At 63.4% G+C, this 17705-nt stretch carries 18 protein-coding genes; 6 read left to right on the top strand and 12 right to left on the bottom strand.

Features of this window, described 5'->3' with window-relative positions; all coding sequences use genetic code 11:
• Positions 1–222: 222 nt before the first annotated feature.
• The 5 genes from MESCI_RS00600 (at position 223) to MESCI_RS00580 (ending at position 5485) form a co-directional block, all read left to right on the top strand.
• Complete coding sequence (locus tag MESCI_RS00600; RefSeq protein ID WP_013527993.1) at positions 223–1815, top strand: ABC transporter substrate-binding protein; 1593 nt, start codon at positions 223–225, stop codon at positions 1813–1815.
• 50 nt (positions 1816–1865) lie between these two features.
• Entirely contained in the window at positions 1866–2873 is a 1008-nt protein-coding gene (locus MESCI_RS00595) for an ABC transporter permease subunit (RefSeq protein WP_013527992.1), read from the top strand.
• Between the two features lie 70 nt (positions 2874–2943).
• Positions 2944–3798 (top strand): ABC transporter permease subunit, encoded by an 855-nt coding sequence (locus tag MESCI_RS00590; RefSeq protein ID WP_224618710.1) that lies wholly within the window; start codon positions 2944–2946, stop codon positions 3796–3798.
• A 2-nt stretch (positions 3799–3800) separates the two neighbouring features.
• On the top strand, positions 3801–4655 hold the full coding sequence (locus MESCI_RS00585) for an ABC transporter ATP-binding protein (RefSeq protein ID WP_013527990.1): 855 nt from the start codon (positions 3801–3803) through the stop codon (positions 4653–4655).
• Complete coding sequence (locus tag MESCI_RS00580) at positions 4655–5485, top strand: dipeptide ABC transporter ATP-binding protein (RefSeq protein WP_013527989.1); 831 nt, start codon at positions 4655–4657, stop codon at positions 5483–5485. Before MESCI_RS00585 ends, MESCI_RS00580 begins: the two co-directional genes overlap by 1 nt.
• 85 nt (positions 5486–5570) lie before the next feature.
• Here MESCI_RS00580 and MESCI_RS00575 read toward each other — a convergent pair whose 3' ends face one another.
• From MESCI_RS00575 to MESCI_RS00555, 5 genes are all read right to left on the bottom strand, one after another.
• Entirely contained in the window at positions 5571–6845 is a 1275-nt protein-coding gene (locus MESCI_RS00575; protein ID WP_013527988.1) for a cysteine desulfurase-like protein, read from the bottom strand.
• 46 nt (positions 6846–6891) lie between these two features.
• Complete coding sequence (locus MESCI_RS00570) at positions 6892–7566, bottom strand: amino acid ABC transporter permease (RefSeq protein ID WP_013527987.1); 675 nt, start codon at positions 7564–7566, stop codon at positions 6892–6894.
• Between the two features lie 153 nt (positions 7567–7719).
• Positions 7720–8517: an ABC transporter substrate-binding protein gene (locus MESCI_RS00565; protein ID WP_013527986.1), complete on the bottom strand. Its 798-nt coding sequence runs from the start codon at positions 8515–8517 to the stop codon at positions 7720–7722.
• A 73-nt stretch (positions 8518–8590) separates the two neighbouring features.
• Positions 8591–8740 carry a hypothetical protein gene (locus MESCI_RS00560; protein WP_174299054.1) on the bottom strand — a complete coding sequence of 50 codons (150 nt, stop codon included), beginning with the start codon at positions 8738–8740 and terminating at the stop codon, positions 8591–8593.
• Positions 8741–8930: 190 nt separating this feature from the next.
• Complete coding sequence (locus tag MESCI_RS00555) at positions 8931–9692, bottom strand: HpcH/HpaI aldolase family protein (protein WP_013527984.1); 762 nt, start codon at positions 9690–9692, stop codon at positions 8931–8933.
• 121 nt (positions 9693–9813) lie between these two features.
• Here MESCI_RS00555 and MESCI_RS00550 point away from each other — a divergent pair, with 121 nt between their 5' ends.
• Complete coding sequence (locus MESCI_RS00550) at positions 9814–10905, top strand: LLM class flavin-dependent oxidoreductase (RefSeq protein ID WP_013527983.1); 1092 nt, start codon at positions 9814–9816, stop codon at positions 10903–10905.
• Between the two features lie 24 nt (positions 10906–10929).
• Here MESCI_RS00550 and MESCI_RS00545 read toward each other — a convergent pair whose 3' ends face one another.
• The 7 genes from MESCI_RS00545 to MESCI_RS00515 form a co-directional block, all read right to left on the bottom strand.
• Positions 10930–11325: a RidA family protein gene (locus MESCI_RS00545; RefSeq protein WP_013527982.1), complete on the bottom strand. Its 396-nt coding sequence runs from the start codon at positions 11323–11325 to the stop codon at positions 10930–10932.
• A 77-nt stretch (positions 11326–11402) separates the two neighbouring features.
• Positions 11403–12551, bottom strand: coding sequence for an acyl-CoA dehydrogenase family protein (locus tag MESCI_RS00540; RefSeq protein WP_013527981.1), 1149 nt, complete (start codon positions 12549–12551; stop codon positions 11403–11405).
• 75 nt (positions 12552–12626) lie between these two features.
• Positions 12627–13439: an enoyl-CoA hydratase family protein gene (locus MESCI_RS00535; protein ID WP_013527980.1), complete on the bottom strand. Its 813-nt coding sequence runs from the start codon at positions 13437–13439 to the stop codon at positions 12627–12629.
• Positions 13436–13906, bottom strand: a complete 471-nt coding sequence (locus MESCI_RS00530) for a MarR family winged helix-turn-helix transcriptional regulator (RefSeq protein WP_013527979.1) — start codon at positions 13904–13906, stop codon at positions 13436–13438. Before MESCI_RS00530 ends, MESCI_RS00535 begins: the two co-directional genes overlap by 4 nt.
• Positions 13900–14673 carry an SDR family NAD(P)-dependent oxidoreductase gene (locus tag MESCI_RS00525; protein WP_013527978.1) on the bottom strand — a complete coding sequence of 258 codons (774 nt, stop codon included), beginning with the start codon at positions 14671–14673 and terminating at the stop codon, positions 13900–13902. Before MESCI_RS00525 ends, MESCI_RS00530 begins: the two co-directional genes overlap by 7 nt.
• A complete protein-coding gene (locus MESCI_RS00520; protein WP_013527977.1) occupies positions 14670–16964 on the bottom strand; it encodes a bifunctional salicylyl-CoA 5-hydroxylase/oxidoreductase in 2295 nt (764 codons plus the stop codon). The genes MESCI_RS00525 and MESCI_RS00520 overlap by 4 nt, the downstream gene beginning before the upstream one ends.
• A gap of 140 nt (positions 16965–17104) precedes the next feature.
• A complete protein-coding gene (locus tag MESCI_RS00515) occupies positions 17105–17704 on the bottom strand; it encodes a VOC family protein (RefSeq protein ID WP_013527976.1) in 600 nt (199 codons plus the stop codon).
• Position 17705 lies beyond the last annotated feature (1 nt).

The following is a 17705-nucleotide window of genomic DNA, read 5'->3' as shown; positions in this document are numbered from 1 at the left end:
TTATATCGTCAGCCAGGCGATCAATAAAAAAATTCGGCTGTTAATAATCTCGTGAACGGAAGAAACGGCTAATTTTTTTCTGCAATTTGGCAAAGTTGCGGATTTTTTTCCTGCTTCCCGCGGGGTAAGCAAACGGGGTGTTCCAAAGCCGGAAAAACGGTGCTTATATGCGCGCTTCGCGAGCCTGATAGAGGGGCTTGGAAGAACATCAGGGAGTGCTCAATGAATAAGAAGCTGACTTTTGCAGCCGCGTTGCTGGCTGCAAGCGTCCTGGGCGGCATGGCCAATGCGAAAACTCTGGTCTACTGCGCGGAAGCTTCGCCGGAAGGTTTCGATCCGGCGCCGTATACCGCAGGCCAGACGTTCGACGCGTCCTCGCGCACCGTCTTCAACCGCCTCGTCGAATTCGATCACGGCAAGACGACGACCTCGCCGGGCCTGGCCGAAAGCTGGACGATCTCCGACGATGGCAAGGAATATGTCTTCAAGCTGCGCAAGGGCGTCAAGTTCGCCGCCACCGACTATTTCACCCCGACGCGCGACTTCAACGCCGACGACGTGGTGTTCTCGTTCGAACGTCAGGTCGACAAGAACGGTCCCTGGTTCCAGTACATTCCGGGCATTGCCTACCAGTATTACAATGACCAGTTCGGCGACAACATCACCAAGGTCGAGAAGGTCGATGACCTGACGGTGAAGTTCACCCTCAAGGAGCCGGCGATCACCTTCATTCCGACGCTGGGCATGGATTTTGCTTCCGTCGTCTCCAAGGAATATGCCGACAAGCTGCAGGCCGACAAGACGCCTGAGCTGTTCAACCAGAAGCCGATCGGCACCGGCCCGTTCATCTTCGTCGACTACCAGACCGACGCCGCCATCCGCTACAAGGCCAATCCGGACTATTGGGGCGGCAAGCAGAAGATCGACGATCTGGTCTTCGCCATCACCACCGATCCGGCCGTGCGCGCACAGAAGCTCAAGGCCGGCGAATGCAACATCATGTCGTACCCGGCACCGGCCGACATCGCCGGCCTGCAGGCCGATGCGAACCTGAAGGTCGAGGAGCAGGAAGGCCTCAATGTCGGCGCGCTGATGTACAACACCCAGCAGAAGCCGTTCGACGACGTGCGCGTGCGCAAGGCGCTCAACATGGCCATCAACAAGAAGGCCATCATCGACGCGGTCTTCCAGGGTGCCGGCCAGGTGGCGGTCAACCCGATCCCGCCGACCATGTGGTCCTACAACAAGGAAGTGAAGGACGATCCGTACGATCCGGATGCAGCCAAGAAGCTGCTTGAAGAGGCCGGCGTCAAGGACCTCAAGATGAACGTCTGGGCCATGCCGGTGTCGCGCCCCTACATGCCGAACGCGCGCCGCACCGCCGAATTGATCCAGGCGGACTTCGCCAAGGTCGGCGTCACCGTCGAGATTGTCAGCTACGATTGGGGTGAATACCTCAAGCGCGCTTCCGCGGTAGATCACGACGGCGCCGTCATCGTCGGCTGGACCGGCGACAATGGCGATCCGGACAACTTCCTCGGCGTGCTCCTGAGCTGCGCTTCCGTCGGTTCGAACAACCGCGCGGAATGGTGCAACAAGGACTTCGATGCGCTCATCAACAAGGCCAAGACCGTTTCGGACCAGGCCGAGCGCACCAAGCTCTATGAACAGGCACAGGTCATCTTCAAGGAACAGGCACCCTGGGCGACGCTCGCTCACTCCAAGGTGTTCATGCCGATGCAGAAGACCGTCACCGGCTTTGCGATGGATCCGCTCGGTATCCACCGCTTCGACGGCGTCGATATCGCCGAATAAGGTTGCGAAACGGGGGCGCCACCATGTGGTGACGCCCCCACTCGCCCGCCATGCTGCGTTATATCCTCGGCAAGCTCGCCCTCATCATCCCGACCTTCATCGGGATAACCATCCTCGCCTTTGGCTTCGTGCGCATCCTGCCCGGTGATCCGGTGCTGGTGCTTGCGGGCGAACGCGGCCTGTCGCCCGAACGCCACACGGCGCTCATGCATCAGTTCGGTTTCGACCTGCCGATCTGGCAACAATATCTGACCTATCTGACGAACATCCTCGGCGGTGATTTCGGCACCTCGTTTTCCACCAAGACGCCGGTGCTCAAGGATTTCCTGGTGCGCTTCCCGGCAACGGTCGAGCTCGCCATCTTCGCCATGATCTTTGCCATTGTCCTAGGTGTCGCCGCCGGCATCTTCGCCGCTATCCGCCGCGGCTCCTGGTTCGACCAATTGACCATGGGCACGGCGCTGGCCGGCTATTCCATGCCGATCTTCTGGTGGGGTCTGCTGCTGATCATCGTGTTCTCCGGCATGCTGCACTGGACGCCGGTTTCAGGCCGCATCGACCTCCTCTACTTCTTCAAGCCGGTGACCGGCTTCATGACCATCGATTCCCTGATCTCGGGCCAGAAGGGCGCCTTCCGTTCGGCGCTGTCGCACCTGATCTTGCCGACCATCGTGCTCGGCACCATTCCGCTCGCCGTCATCGCGAGGCAGACGCGCTCGGCGATGCTCGAGGTGCTGGGTGAGGACTATGTCCGCACCGCGCGCGCCAAGGGCCTGGCGCCGCGTAGGGTCATCGGCCTGCACGCCTTCCGCAACGCGCTGATCCCGGTCGTCACCACCATCGGCCTGCAGGTCGGCACGCTGTTGACCGGCGCCATCCTGACCGAGAGCATCTTCTCCTGGCCCGGCATCGGCAAATGGATGATCGACGCCATTTCCAAGCGCGACTATTTCACCGTGCAGGGCGGGTTGCTTTTGATCGCGCTGATCGTCATGTCGGTGAACCTCATCGTCGACGTGCTCTACGCCGTCATCAACCCACGCATCCGGGCCAACTGACATGAGCAATGAAGGCCCCGCCACCATCGAAGCCGCGACCGTCGTCAAGCCGCAGGACGCCAGGTTGCAGATGTTCGGCGAGTTCTGGCATTACTTCTCCGTCAACAAGGGCGCGGTGATCGGGCTCTTCGTCTTCGCGCTGCTGATCCTGATCGCCATTTTCGCTCCGCTGCTGGCGCCGCATTCGCCGGACGATCAGTTCCGCGACTTCTTCCTGACGCCGCCGGCCTGGCAGGAGGGCGGCAATGCGCAGTTCCTGCTCGGCACCGACGCCGTCGGCCGCGATATGCTGTCGCGCCTGATCTACGGCTCGCGCTTCTCGCTCGCCATCGGCTTCGTCGTTGTCACGTCAGCGCTGATTTCAGGCGTCATCCTCGGCCTGCTCGCCGGCTACTGCCGCGGCTGGGTCGACACGCTGATCATGCGCATCATGGACATCATCCTGGCCTTCCCGTCGCTGCTCTTGGCCCTGGTGCTGGTCGCGGTGCTTGGCCCCGGCCTCGTCAACGCCATGATCGCCATCGCCTTCGTGCTGCAGCCGCATTTCGCCCGGCTCACCCGCGCCGCCGTGATGGCCGAAAAGACCCGCGAATATGTCGTCTCGGCCAAGGTCGCCGGCGCCAGCCATCTCAGGCTGATGCTGGTCACCATCCTGCCAAACTGCATCGCGCCGTTGATCGTGCAGGCGACGCTGTCCTTCTCCAACGCCATCCTCGAGGCGGCGGCCCTTGGCTTCCTCGGCATGGGCGCGCAGCCGCCGACGCCGGAATGGGGCACCATGCTGGCCGAGGCGCGCGAATTCATCCTGCGCGCCTGGTGGGTGGTGACCTTCCCCGGCCTCGCCATCCTGATCACCGTCTTTGCCATCAACCTGATCGGCGACGGTCTGCGCGACGCGCTCGACCCCAAGCTGAAGAGGTCGTGAGCATGTCTCTGCTCGAGATCAAAAACCTCACCGTTTCCTTCGACACCGCGGCCGGACCGTTCATGGCCGTGCAGGGCATCGACCTGTCGATCGAGCCGCGCGAAGTGCTGGCGATCGTCGGCGAGTCCGGCTCCGGCAAGTCGGTGTCGATGCTGGCGGTGATGGGGCTGTTGCCCAACACGGCAACCGTCAAGGCCGACCGCATGGCCTTCGACGGCGTCGATCTGCTGAAGCTCAGCCCGTCCGAACGGCGCAAGATCGTCGGCAAGGACATCTCGATGATCTTCCAGGAGCCGATCGCCAGCCTCAATCCGTGCTTCACCGTCGGGTTCCAGATCGAGGAGGTGTTGCGCTTCCACATGGGCATGGACCGCGCCCAGCGCCGGGCGCGTGCCATCGAACTGATGAAGCTGGTCGGCATCGCCGACCCTGAAGAGCGGCTGAGTTCGTTCCCGCACCAGATGTCGGGCGGCCAGTGCCAGCGCGTCATGATCGCCATCGCCATTGCCTGCAATCCGAAACTGCTGATCGCCGACGAGCCGACCACGGCGCTCGACGTCACCATCCAGAAGCAGATCCTCGATCTGCTGGTTTCGCTGCAGGCCAAATACGGCATGGGCCTGATCATGATCACCCACAATATGGGCGTGGTGGCCGAGACCGCCGACCGCGTCATCGTCCAGTACAAGGGCCGCAAGATGGAAGAGGCCGACGTGCTGTCGCTGTTTGAATCGCCAAAGAGCAATTACACGCGGGCGCTGTTGTCGGCCTTGCCGGAAAACGCCGTCGGCGACCGGCTGCCGACCGTTTCCGACATGATGTTCGAGCCGGCGCCTTCTGCTGCGGGAGCCACCTGATGAGCACCACGGTTCTCGAAGGCAAGAACATCGTCCGCGACTACCACATCGGCGGCGGCCTGTTCACCGGGCCGCGCACCGTGCACGCGGTCAAGGGGGTCTCGTTCAAGGTCGACAAGGGCAAGACGCTGGCCATTGTCGGCGAAAGCGGCTGCGGCAAGTCAACGCTTGCCCGCATCATCACGCTGATCGATCCGGCGACATCGGGCGAATTGTTCATCGACGGCAACAAGGTCGACATCGCCAAGGGCGGATTGACCAAGGAGATGCGCCGCAAGGTGCAGATCGTCTTCCAGAACCCCTACGGATCGCTCAATCCGCGCCAGAAGATCGGCGACGTGCTGGGCGAGCCGCTTTTGATCAACACCGACAAGCCGGCGTCCGAGCGGCGCGACCTTGCGATGAAGATGTTGAAGAAGGTTGGCCTCGGCCACGAGCACTACAATCGCTATCCGCATATGTTTTCCGGCGGCCAGCGTCAGCGCATCGCCATTGCCCGCGCGCTGATGCTGAACCCGAGCCTGCTGGTGCTCGACGAGCCGGTCTCGGCGCTCGATCTGTCGGTGCAGGCGCAGGTGCTCAACCTGCTTGCCGACCTGCAGGATGAGTTCCAGCTGACCTATGTCTTCATCAGCCACGATCTGTCCGTGGTGCGTTACATCGCCGACGATGTGATGGTGATGTATTTCGGCGAGGCGGTGGAATACGGCTCGCGCGACGAGGTCTTTGCCGATCCCAAGCACAGCTACACCCGGACGCTGTTCGCGGCGACACCGCGCGCCGACGTCGCGTCGATTAAGGCGAGGCTGGCGAAGAAGAAAGCGGCTTAACGTCTCTTCGTCATCCTCGGGTCTGCACTGCGTCGCTACGCTCCCTTGTTCCGCCCGTGGATGACGACGCTGGAGAGGCCGCCTCTCACGACAGCTTCGTGACAATCGCACGCAGAGCTTCGCCGAAGCGCCGGACTTCCTCGACCGTGTTGTAGTGGACCAGCGAGGCGCGGATGGCGCCGCTGTCCATCGACAGGTTAAGGCGCTTCATCAGCCGCGGCGCGTACATGTGGCCGTCGCGGATGCCGATCTGCATCTCGGCCATTTCCTCCACGATGCGCTGCGGCGACAATTTGCCGATGTTGAAGCAGAAGGTCGGCACGCGCTCATGGATGCGCGCCTCGTCGGCAACGCCGTAGATGGTTGCCCCGCAATCCTTCAGCACGGCCAGCATCTCGCGCGCCAGCACCAGCTCGTAGTCGCGGATGGCGCCCATGCCGGCAACGATGTTTTCGCGTCGGGAGCGGTTGTTGGACGGCGCCAGATTGCGGCCGATCAGTTCCAGATACTGCACCGCCGCATCCATGCCGGAAACGTTCTCGTAGATGAAGGTGCCGGCCTCGACCTTGTAGGGCGGCTCGTCGGGGATGAAGTCCTCGCGGAAGGTCGGCAGCCGCTTCAGCGTTTCGAAGCGGCCCCACAGGAAGCCCATATGCGGCGAGAAATTCTTGTAGCCGGAGCAGACGAGATAGTCGCAGTCCCAGGCCTGCACGTCGATCAGTCCATGCGGCCCGTAATGCACGCAGTCGAGGAACACTTCGGCGCCGGCCGCATGCGCGATCTCAGCCACCGCAGCGACATCGACGATCGAGCCGATCGAGTGCGCTGTCACCGTGCAGGCGACCAGGCGGGTGCGGTCCGAAACCAGCGGACGCAGATCGTCGACATGCAGATTGCCGTCCTCACGCATCCGCCACCATTTGAATTTCGCACCGGCCGACTCCAGCGCCAGCCAAGTCGCGATGTTGGCGTCATGATCCATGTCGGTGACGACGATCTCGTCGCGCTCTTGCAGCATCTGGCCGATGCCGAGGCTGACCAGGCGGATGAACGAGGTGGCATTCATGCCGAAGCAGATTTCCGCCGGGCTGTAGGCGTTGATGAGCAGAGCGACGCTTGTCCGCGCATCGGCGACCGATTGGTCGACGGTGACGCTGCGGCCATAGCGGCCGCCACGCTGCACATTGTGCGAAACCAGATGATTGGTCACCGCGTCGAGCACGCTCTGCGGGATCTGCGCGCCGGCGGCGTTGTCCAAAAAGATGAAATCGCCGGCCCGCTGCAAGGCTGGAAACATGGCGCGGATGGTGTCGACGGGGAACGCGGTGGCATTCGCATTGTCGGTTTGATGCTTATTCACGGGTAGGCTCCTGCGGAGGGCTTGGACGGGGATCAGGTGGCGGAGGTCAGCGCTTCTTTTCGGTCTTGAAGCGCTCTTCAAGCAGGCTGACGAGGCGGACCATCGGCCAGAGGAAGATGAGATAGACGAGGGCGGCGCCGATCAGCGGCGAGGGGTTGGCGTAGAGCGACTGCGCGTTGGTCGCCTCCTTCAAGAGTTCCGGCAGCGCCACGGTGGAGGCGAGCGAGGTGTCCTTGAACATCGAGACGCAGTTGCTGGTCATCGGCGGGATGACGACGCGGATCGCTTGTGGCAGCACCACCTTGCGCAAGGTCAGGAGGAACGGCAGGCCAAGCGCCTGCGACGCCTCGAACTGCCCGCGCGGAATGCTTTCGATGCCGGAGCGGAACACCTCGGCCGAGTAGGCCGACATGATGAAGGCGAAGGCTGTCACCGCCGATGCCCAGGACGACAGGCGTATGCCGAGGAAGGGCAGCGCATAGTAGATCAGGATCAGCACGACCAGCACCGGCAGGGCGCGGAAGATGTCGGTGTAGCCGACCGCGAGCCAGCGCAGCGGCTTCGGCGCATAGAGCCGCACCAGACTGATCCCCAGGCCGATGGGGATGCCGATGCCGATGCTCAAAATGCCGAGCAGCAGCGTGTTCAGGAAGCCGCGCAGCAGCGCCGGCAGGCTGGACATGATGACGTCGGGGTTGAAGAAGGTGTCGATCAGCGACATGGGAGCGTTCCCGAACCCCAGAGCAAAGAATGCTCACGTTAAAATCGATTGGCCCCGCCGAGGGCGAGGAGATTTGCGGCAGAAGCCGGCGGCCAGGCGTGAAAGAATCGTGCCGGCCTGGAAAGCCGGCACGATGTTACCGCAGCTTTCAGCTCAGGCCTTCGGCAGCGGCATTTCCTTCATGGTCGAAGAGTCGGCGGGCGCGTCGCTGCCGAACCACTTCTTGTGGATGGCGGCCAGCGTGCCGTCCTTCTTCATCGCGCTCAGCGCATCGTTCAGCTTGCCGAGCAGCGGGTGGTCCTTGGTCATCATCAGGCCGTATTGCTCACCGGTCTTGATGCGCTCCTTGACCACCAGGTCCTTCATCTTGGTGAAGGAATATTCCATGCCCGGAATGTCGCTGACTGCCGCATCGACGCGGCCGGCGCTGAGGTCGAGCAGCAGGTTCTGCTGCGTGTCGTAGCCCTTCACGTCGCTGAAGCCGTCGGCTTCCTGATGCGCCTTGACCCAGGTTTCACCGGTCGAACCGGACAGCACGCCGACGATCTTGCCCTTGAGGTCGGCCTCGGCCTTGATCGGGCTGTCGGCCTTGGTGGCGATGCCCATATCGGAATCATAATAGGGCTGCGTGAACGACTGTGACTTCAGCCGCTCCGCCGTGATGGTGATCGACGAGATGGCGACGTCGATGCGCTTCGAGGTGGTGGCGGCAAACAGCGCCTGGAAACCGAGATCGGCGATGTCGGTCGTCATGCCGATGCGCTTGGCGGCTTCGTTGACGATGTCGACCTCGAAGCCTTCGAAAGTGCCGCTCTCGTTCTTGAATTCGAAGGGCGGGTTGGTCGGGTAGGCGCCGACATTGAGCATGTCGGCGGCATAGGCGGTGGCGGGGCCGGCGGCGATGCCGATGGCGGCGGCGAGAAGAAGCAATTTGCGACGCGTGAAGCTCATTTGTGTTCCCTCTGTTGTTGATCGGGCGGGTTGCTCCCGCACGGTTATTTGCCGCCCCGCTTCAGGCAGGGCGTCAATTCAAGGCAGCGACCATGCGGTCGAGCGCGGTCGCCCGCACGGCAAGGTTGGCGATGTTTTCGGTGTGCAGGTAGCGGATCTGGGCGCGCACGCCATTGAAGACATAACGCGCGCTGGACGATGACTGGGGCAGCATGAACGACAAGGACTGAAACCCCTCCCACCCGAAACACCACGATGCACTGGCCGGCAAGTCCCTCCGGCACCGCAGTCGCCATCGATCCTGGAATGCTTATCCAAAGCGCGGTGCTTTTCAAGGCGAAAGTTTTAAGCTTAAAAAGTTTGACCGTCCTGTTGCCCGGACGATACGCCTTTTTCGCCTAGCTGTGCCCGCTTCATGCCAATTCAGCACGTGCGGCGGCACAGTTGGCCGCCGCGCCAGCACCGAGAAACATCGTGTCGCTGGCCAGGACGAAGAAGCTGGCGCCGATAGCTGCCCATTGCCCGACAGGCTGCGGGCTGGCGCAAAATATGCCGGCTACCTTGTCGTGTGCGATCGTCACGCCGATAATCGTGCGGATCGCCGCATTGAGCTTGTTGTCGCCGGTCGGCCCGATCGCGTCGATCGACACCGAAAGATCGCCAGGACCGACGAAGATCACATCGACGCCGTCGACGGCTGCGATCGCCTCGATGTTGGCCAGTCCTTCCGATGTCTCGACCTGGACCGCGACGACGATCCTGTCATTGGCGCCGGCCAGATATTCCGGAATGCGATAGCCATAGCCGGCGGCTCGGCCGGGTCCGACGCCGCGCTCGCCCTTGGGCGGGTAGCGCGAGGCTTTCACCGCGGATTCGGCCTGGGCGGCGGTCGAGACGCGCGGCACCAGCACGCCTTGCGCGCCGCTGTCCAGTGCCGCCTGGATCGCCTCCGGCATATGGCCGGGAACGCGCACCACGGCCGGCACACGATGCACGTCGGCCGCGCGCACCATGGTCTCGATCATGTCGCGCGAGATCTGCGCATGCTCCCAGTCGATGCAGAGGAAATCGAGGCCGGACTGCGCCATCACCTCGACCGCGACGGGATGGGGAATGGCTGCAAAGGAACCGACGAGGTTCGTCTTGCCAATGCATTTCTGGCGGAACTCGCTCATGCCCATCCCCTCTTTGTCTCTGCCAGAATCATATCCGCAAACCATGGCGAGGCGAAGCTATTTCATGCTTGAAATATTTCTGCGGAGCCGTAGCGTGCGATCTTCGCCGGGAGGTCGCGACATGAACAAACCATACCCCTTGCACGGCCCGAACAGACTGAAGCTAGGCGTCTTTTCAACCAATGCCGATGGCGGGCTCGCCATCACCGATGTGCCGGAGCGCTGGGCGGCGAGCTGGCAGGACAATGTGACCGCAGCCCAGATCGCCGACCGCGCCGGGCTGGAGTTCATGCTGCCGATCGCGCGTTGGCGCGGCTTCGGCGGCCGCAACAAGGTGCGCGAATGGTCGTTCGAGACCTTCACCTGGGCGGCGGCACTCGCCATGGCCACCGAGCAGATCGGCCTGTTCATGACCGTGCATGTGCCGCTGGTGCATCCGCTCTATGCCGCCAAGGCGCTGGCGACGGTCGACCATATTAGCCAGGGCCGCGCGGGCTTGAACATCGTCTGCGGCTGGAACCCGAAGGAATTCGGCATGTTCGGCACGCCTTTGGTCGAGAAGGGCTACGATCAGGCGGCCGAATGGATCGAAATCCTGGAAAAGCTTTATGCGTCGGCCGAGCCGCTCGATTACGAAGGCACTTATTACCGCCTCAAGGAGGCTGTCAGCCGGCCGGCCAGTCTGCAGGTTCCGCGCCCCGTGACCATGAACGCCGCCTTCGGCGGGCCGGGCCGCGATTTCGCTGCCGCCCGGTGCGATTATCTGTTCACGACATTTTCGGAAATGAGCGATGCCGGCAAGCATGTCGCCGACATCAGCGAGCGGGCCGATAAGGCAGGCCGCGATGTCGGCGTCTACACCGTGGCGCATGTCGTCTGCCGCCCGACGATGGAAGAGGCGCAGGCCTACTACACGCGCTACGCCGTCGATATGGCCGACCATGACGCCGTCGATGCCCACATGGCCGGCAAGAAGGAATTCTCGCAATCGCACGACCCGCACGCCTATGACCGCTACCGGCAACGTTTCGCCGGCGGCGCCGGCACCTACCCGCTGATCGGAACGCCGGAAACGATCGCCGCCGACATGGTCGCCATTGCCGGGCACGGATATCAGGGTATCGCGCTGTCCTTCGTCAACTACACCCAAGAACTGCCCTATTTCTGCGATCACGTGCTGCCGATCTTGAGGCAGGCGGGGCTTCGCGAATAATTTATTCCTGAGGCAGCCAATAATTTATTCCGGGATGACGGCAGTTGCCTGGATTTCCACCTTGGCGCGATCCTCGACCAGCGCCACCACCTGCATGGCGGCCATCGCCGGAAAATGCCGGCCGATGACCTCGCGATAGGCCTCGCCGATACCCCTGAGATTGGCAAGGTATTCGGCCTTGTCGGTGAAGTACCAGGTCATCGAGGTGATGTGCTGCGGCCCCGCGCCGGCTTCCGCCAGCACCGCGACGATGTTCTGAAGCGTTTGCCGCACCTGGCCGACGAAGTCGTCGGTTTCGAACTGGCATTGCCCGTTCCAGCCGACCTGTCCGCCAACGAAGACGAGCCGACCGCGCGCCGCGACGCCGTTGGCGTAGCCGACAGGTTTGGCCCAGCCTTCCGGCTGCAAAATCTGGTGCATTTCAGTCTCCCGATTCGTCAAAACTCGGTTCGCAATATCCATTGTCAAAACAGTCTGGTCCGTGGGCGCGACCTGCTTCAGGCCGCGCCCATCACTTGCCGCGCAATCACCACTTTCTGCACGTCGGAGGCACCCTCATAGATGCGCAGCGCGCGGATCTCGCGATACAGGCTTTCGACGATGTGGCCTTTGCGGACGCCGTCGCCGCCGTGCAGCTGCACGGCCTTGTCGATCACCTCTTGCGCCTTGTCGGTGGCGAACAGCTTGGCCATCGCCGCCTCGCGCGTGACGCGGGCAGCACCCATGTCCTTGGTCCAGGCGGCGCGGTAGACCAGCAGCGCCGCCGCATCGACATCGAGCGCCATGTCGGCGATGTGCCCCTGCACCATTTGCAATTCGGCCATCGGCGCGCCGAACAGTTTGCGCTCGGCCACGCGTTTGATGCTTTCATCCAGTGCGCGGCGGGCAAAGCCGAGTGCCGCCGCACCGACGGTCGAGCGGAACACATCGAGCACCGACATGGCGATGCGGAAGCCGTCGCCTGGCTTGCCGATCAGTGCGGTGACCGGCAGGCGGACCCGCTCGAAAGACAGCCGCGCCAGCGGATGCGGCGCGATCACTTCGAGCCGTTCGGCGATGCCAAGGCCCTTGGCGTCGCCAGGCACGAGGAAAGCGGAAAGTCCCTTGGCGCCCGGCGCCTCGCCGGTGCGGGCAAAGACGACATAGAGGTCGGCGATGCCGCCATTGGAGATCCAGGTTTTTTCGCCTGTAAGAACGTAGCTGTCGCCGTCGCGGGTCGCCGTCATTTCCGTGTTGGCGACATCTGATCCCGAGCGCGGCTCCGACAGGGCGAAGGCTGATATCGCCTTGCCAGCGCGCGTCTTCGAAAGCCATTGCCGCTGCTCCACCGTGCCGAACAGGCTGAGCGCGCCGGTGCCCAGCCCTTGCATGGCGAAGGCAAAGTCGGCCAACCCGTCATGGCGGGCGAGCGTCTCGCGCGTGATGCACAAAGTGCGGACGTCGAGGGGACCCGGGTTGTCGGTGTCGAGCGCCGTTGGCTTCAGCCAGCCGTCTCGGCCGAGCTTGCTGACCAGCTCGCGGCAGGCGGCGTCGACATCATGGTGATCGACTGGGAGGTTGGTCGTGCACCATGCCTCGAGGTGCTCGGCGAGGTGGCGATGGCGGTCTTCGAAGAACGGCCAGGAGAGGAAGGAACGATCAGGCATTGGTGGCCCCGCTATTGAGGCCTTGCGCACTACGGCGCCCCCCTCCCGCCAACGTCTCCACGCAAAGCATCATCCTCAATCCCCCTCGAACACCGGCTTTTCCTTGGCCACGAACGCCTTGTAGGCGCGTTCGAAGTCGCGGGTCTGCATGCAGATCGCTTGCGCCTGCGCTTCCGCCTCGATCGCCTGGTCGAGACCCATCGACCATTCCTGGTTGAGCTGGGTCTTGGTGATGCCGTGCGCGAAGGTCGGGCCGGAGACGATGCGCGCCGCCATGTCGAGCGCGTCGGCCTCCAGCGATGCGGCATCGACCAGCCGGTTGTAGAAACCCCAGCGTTCGCCTTCATCAGCGGTCATGGTGCGGCCGGTGTAGAGCAGCTCGGCGGCGCGGCCCTGGCCGATGATGCGCGGCAGGATCGCGCAGGCGCCCATATCGCAGCCGGCGAGGCCGACGCGGGTAAATAGGAACGCGGTCTTGGCTTCCGGCGTGGCGATGCGGATGTCGGAGCTCATCGCAATGATGGCGCCGGCGCCGACCGCGACGCCGTCGACCGCCGCAATGATCGGCTTGCCGCAATTCAGCATCGCCTTGACGAAATCGCCGGTCATGCGGGTGAAGACCAGGAGCTCCTTCATGTCCATTTTGACCAGCGGGCCGATAATGTCGTGGACATCGCCGCCGGAGCAGAAATTGCCGCCATTGGAAAGGAACACCACGGCGTCGACATCGTCGGCATAGACGAGGTCGCGGAACGTGTCGCGGAGTTCCGCATAGCTGTCGAAGGTCAGCGGGTTCTTGCGCTCCGGCCGATCGAGCCGGACCTTGGCGATCCTGCCCTCGACCTCCCAGAGGAAATGCTTCGGCTTGCGCCCGGCCATTGCGGTCATTCGCGTCCCTCCCAGTTGCTGCGGAACGAGGTCAGCATGCCGGTCAGCCGGCGCGCGTCGTCCTCGCTGACCTTGCCCAGCAATTCGCCGATCCAGCCTTCATGCGCCGCGGCAATGGCGGCAAAGGCCTGCGTCCCTTCCTCGGTCAGCCGCACCATCGAGGTGCGGCGGTCGCCATTGCGCCGCGCGCGGGCGACAAGTCCTTCCGAAACCAGCCGGTCGACGATGCCCGTGACATTGCCGTTAGAGACCAGCAGGAAACGCGACAGGTCGCTCATCAGCATGCCTTCCGGCGCGCGATAAAGCGCTGCCATCACGTCGAAGCGCGGCAGCGTGGTGTTGAAGTCCTTCTTCAGCCGCTCGCGCAGCTCGGCCTCGATCGTGCGCGAGGCACGCAGCAGCCTGATCCACAGACGCAAGCGGTCCTTGCCGGGTCCCGACGGCGCGGGCAGGGGGCCGGCTACCATGTTTCGCCTCCTGAGATGGAAATCGCCTGTCCGGTGATCGATTGGGCGGCGTCGCCGCACAGCCACAGCACGGCGGCGGCGACCTCATCCGGCTGGATGAAGCGGCCTTGCGGGTTGGTCGAGGCGAGGCTTGACCGCGCTTGCTCGACCGAGCGGCCGGTCTTCTCGATGATGCGCTGGATGGACTCTTCCAGCATTTCGGTTTCCACAAAGCCTGGGCACACCGCGTTGACGGTGACGCCGGATTTCACTGTTTCGGCGGCAAGCGCCCGCATCAGGCCGATGACGCCATGCTTGGCGGCGACGTAAGACGCGACATAGGCGTAGCCTTTCAGGCCGGCGGTCGAGGCGATGAAAACAATTCGTCCCGTTTTCCGCGCGGCCATGCCGCTCAGCGCCGGCTTCACCGTCAGGAAGGCGCCGGTCAGATTGACGTCGAGCGTCCGCTGCCAGTCGCTGAGCGCGGTTTTGTGCGCCGGCGCGCTGCCGGCCATGCCGGCATTGGCGACGACGATGTCGAAGGCCCCACGCGCGGCTTGCGCCCTCTCGTAGAGCGCCGCCATTGCCGCCTCGTCGGTGACATCGGCGGCGATGCCAGAGATGCGGTCGTTTTCGCCGGCCACCTTGGCGAGCTCTGCTTCCCGGCGGCCGCAGATGGTGACGCCGATGCCGGCAGCAGCCAGCGCCAGCGCGATGGCCCGCCCGACGCCGGAGCCGCCGCCAGTGACCAGCGCATGCTTGCCGGGTATCGTCGCGGCGGCCGTCATACTTTCAGCCCCGCTGCGGCGTCGCGCTCGGCCAGACGGTAGAGCTGGTCGCGTCCGGGCAGATAGGGATCAGGCCATTTGACACCGCGGTCGCCGAGCATGACGGCGGCATGCAGCGTCCAGTAGGGATCGGCAAGATGCGGCCGTGCCAGCGCGACGAGGTCGGCGCGGCCGGCCATCAGGATGGAATTGACATGGTCGGGTTCGTAGATGTTGCCGACCGCCATCGTCGCCATGCCGACCTCGTTGCGGATGCGGTCGGAAAACGGCGTCTGGAACATGCGGCCATAGACCGGCTTTGCCAGCGCCGAAGTCTGGCCGGCCGAGACATCGCAGATGTCGACGCCGGCCTCATGCAGCAGCCGCGCGATCTCGACCGCGTCGGCCGGCGTCACGCCCTCGATGCCGACCCAGTCATTGGCCGAAATGCGCATCGAGATCGGCTTCTCCGCCGGCCAGGCGGCGCGCACCGCGCGGAAGATTTCGAGGGGATAGCGCATGCGATTGTCCAGCGAACCGCCATATTCATCCGTGCGTCGGTTGGTGACCGGCGTGATGAAGGACGACAAGAGATAGCCATGCGCGGCGTGGATTTCGAGCATGTCGAAGCCGCAACGATCGGCCATCTCGGTGGACGCCACGAATTCGTCGCGCACGCGGTCCATGTCGGCGCGGTCCATCGCCTTCGGCACCTGATTCTGCGGCGACCACGCGACCGCCGAGGCCGCCATCACTGGCCAGTTGCCTGAGACCAACGGCACGTCAGTGCCCTCCCAGCCGAGCCGGGTCGAGCCCTTGGCGCCGGAGTGGCCGATCTGGGCGCAGATCTTGGCCTCGGTCTCGGTGTGGACGAAATCGACCAGCCGCTTCCACGCCACCTCATGCTCGGGCGCGTAGAAGCCGGGACAGCCGGGCGTGATGCGCCCTTCCGGGCTGACGCAGGTCATCTCGATATAGATGAGGCCGGCGCCGCCCTTGGCGCGCTCGGCGTAGTGGGTGAAATGCCAGTCGGTCGGACAGCCGTCGACAGCCTTGTACTGCGCCATCGGCGAAACGACGACGCGGTTCTGCAGCCTCATGTCGCGCAGCTTGAACGGCGCGAACATCGGCGCGCGGCGCAGGCTGTTGCCGCCGGCGCCCGCCTGGCGCTGGAACCATTCTTCCGCGCTTTCAAGCCATTCGGCATCGCGCAGTCGCAGATTCTCGTGGCTGATACGCTGCGAGCGGGTCAAAAGCGAATAGTTGAACTGCACCGGATCGAGGCCGAGATAGCGCTCGACCTCCTCGAACCATTCCAGCGAATTGCGCGCCGCCGATTGCAGCTTGAGCACCTCGGTGCGGCGGGCATCCTCATATCTGCGGAAGGCGGCATCCAAGTCCGGCTCGGTTTCGACATATTCGGCCAGCGCCACAGCACTTTCCAGTGCCAGCTTGGTGCCGGAGCCGATCGAGAAATGCGCCGACGCCGCCGCATCGCCCATCAGCGCGAGATTCTTGTAAGACCAGCGCTCGCACAGCACGCGCGGGAAATTGATCCAGGCCGAACCGCGGATATGGTTGGCGTTCGTCATCAAGGCGTGGCCGCCGAGATGTTTTTCGAAGATCCGCTCACAAACGGCGATCGATTCCTGCTGCGACATTGCGCCGAAGCCGAATGCGCCCCAGGTCTGTTCGCTGCATTCGACGATGAAGGTCGCCGTGTCGCTGTCGAACTGGTAGGCGTGGGCCCACACCCAGCCATGCTCGGTTTTCTCGAAGATGAAGGTGAAGGCGTCGTCGAATTTCTGGTTGGTGCCGAGCCAGACGAACTTGCATTTGCGGGTGTCGATGTCGGGCTTGAAGATGTCGACGAAGCTGTTGCGCGCCCTTGAGTTCAGGCCGTCGGCAGCGACGACCAGATCGTGCGTCGCCATGTAAGGCTTGGGATCGGCGATGTCGGTCTCGAACATCAGCTTGACGCCGAGTTCACGCGCCCGGCGCTGCAGCAGGACCAGCAGCCGCTTGCGGCCGATGCCGCAGAAGCCGTGTCCTGACGAGACCGTGCGCACGCCGTCATGGATGACGGCGATGTCGTCCCAGTAGGCAAAGTGCTTCTTGATCCAGACGGCGCTGACCGGATCGTTTTTCGACAGATTGTCGAGCGTTTCGGCCGACAGCACGACGCCCCAGCCGAACGTGTCGTCGGCGCGGTTGCGCTCGAACACCGTCACATCGTGGGCGGCGTCCCTCAGTTTCATCGAAATGGCAAAGTAGAGGCCGGCTGGTCCGCCGCCGAGAACCGCAACCTTCATCTGTGCGATCTCCTCTTCGCTTGCTGGAGTTCAGTATCGCGCCGGCGACAAGATATTTCAAGCTTAAAGTTTTATATCAGAATGATCGTCCTGACATGGCGAAAGCGCGCCTGCGTGTCATGACGCAAGCGCGCTGCCGATCACTTTTCCGGGTTCTTCGGGCTCCACAGCACCGTCTCGGCGCCCTTCTCATAGGCCATGCCATCGGGATAGCTGATCGCTTCCAGTTGCAGCCCCCACGGCGCCTGGAAATAGAGGATGGTCTGGCCGGCGGCCGGCCCTTCCTTGACCGGCAGCGGCCCCATCCGCGTCTTGACGCCCTTGCCTTCGAGATAGGCTTTGGCAGCAGCGACATCGTCGACATAGAAGGCGATGTGGAAGCCGCCAATGTCGCTGTTCTTCGGCGTCAGGTCCTTCTGGTCCGGTGCTGTGTATTTGAACAGCTCGATGTTCGAGCCGTAGCCACAACGCACCATGGTGACCTCTTCGATCACCGCCTTCGGATCGACGCCCAGGAGATCCTGCATGAAGGTGCCCTTGTCGTCGGCGAACGGGCCGAACGACATCGCCCTCTTGCAGCCGACCACTTCTGTGAAGAAGTCGACCGCCTGCTTCATGTCAGGAACGGTGATGCCGGTGTGGTCGTGGCCGCGCATGCCCGGGATCGAATCCGCCGAGGCCATGCCGGCGCTGCCGAGCATAGCGGCGGCGAGCGTTGCAATTGCGATTGTGGTCTTCATG

This window comes from Mesorhizobium ciceri biovar biserrulae WSM1271, assembly GCF_000185905.1.
Lineage (GTDB): Bacteria > Pseudomonadota > Alphaproteobacteria > Rhizobiales > Rhizobiaceae > Mesorhizobium > Mesorhizobium ciceri.
This window is presented reverse-complemented; position numbering and strand designations above follow the sequence as displayed.

Coding starts and splice junctions, on each gene's coding strand:
- MESCI_RS00600 (WP_013527993.1), top strand. CDS start 223: ATGAATAAGAAGCTGACTTTTGCAGCCGCGTTGCTGGCTGCAAGCGTC.
- MESCI_RS00595 (WP_013527992.1), top strand. CDS start 1,866: ATGCTGCGTTATATCCTCGGCAAGCTCGCCCTCATCATCCCGACCTTC.
- MESCI_RS00590 (WP_224618710.1), top strand. CDS start 2,944: ATGTTCGGCGAGTTCTGGCATTACTTCTCCGTCAACAAGGGCGCGGTG.
- MESCI_RS00585 (WP_013527990.1), top strand. CDS start 3,801: ATGTCTCTGCTCGAGATCAAAAACCTCACCGTTTCCTTCGACACCGCG.
- MESCI_RS00580 (WP_013527989.1), top strand. CDS start 4,655: ATGAGCACCACGGTTCTCGAAGGCAAGAACATCGTCCGCGACTACCAC.
- MESCI_RS00570 (WP_013527987.1), bottom strand. CDS start 7,566: ATGTCGCTGATCGACACCTTCTTCAACCCCGACGTCATCATGTCCAGC.
- MESCI_RS00565 (WP_013527986.1), bottom strand. CDS start 8,517: ATGAGCTTCACGCGTCGCAAATTGCTTCTTCTCGCCGCCGCCATCGGC.
- MESCI_RS00555 (WP_013527984.1), bottom strand. CDS start 9,692: ATGAGCGAGTTCCGCCAGAAATGCATTGGCAAGACGAACCTCGTCGGT.
- MESCI_RS00550 (WP_013527983.1), top strand. CDS start 9,814: ATGAACAAACCATACCCCTTGCACGGCCCGAACAGACTGAAGCTAGGC.
- MESCI_RS00545 (WP_013527982.1), bottom strand. CDS start 11,325: ATGCACCAGATTTTGCAGCCGGAAGGCTGGGCCAAACCTGTCGGCTAC.
- MESCI_RS00540 (WP_013527981.1), bottom strand. CDS start 12,551: ATGCCTGATCGTTCCTTCCTCTCCTGGCCGTTCTTCGAAGACCGCCAT.
- MESCI_RS00535 (WP_013527980.1), bottom strand. CDS start 13,439: ATGACCGCAATGGCCGGGCGCAAGCCGAAGCATTTCCTCTGGGAGGTC.
- MESCI_RS00530 (WP_013527979.1), bottom strand. CDS start 13,906: ATGGTAGCCGGCCCCCTGCCCGCGCCGTCGGGACCCGGCAAGGACCGC.
- MESCI_RS00525 (WP_013527978.1), bottom strand. CDS start 14,673: ATGACGGCCGCCGCGACGATACCCGGCAAGCATGCGCTGGTCACTGGC.
- MESCI_RS00520 (WP_013527977.1), bottom strand. CDS start 16,964: ATGAAGGTTGCGGTTCTCGGCGGCGGACCAGCCGGCCTCTACTTTGCC.
- MESCI_RS00515 (WP_013527976.1), bottom strand. CDS start 17,704: ATGAAGACCACAATCGCAATTGCAACGCTCGCCGCCGCTATGCTCGGC.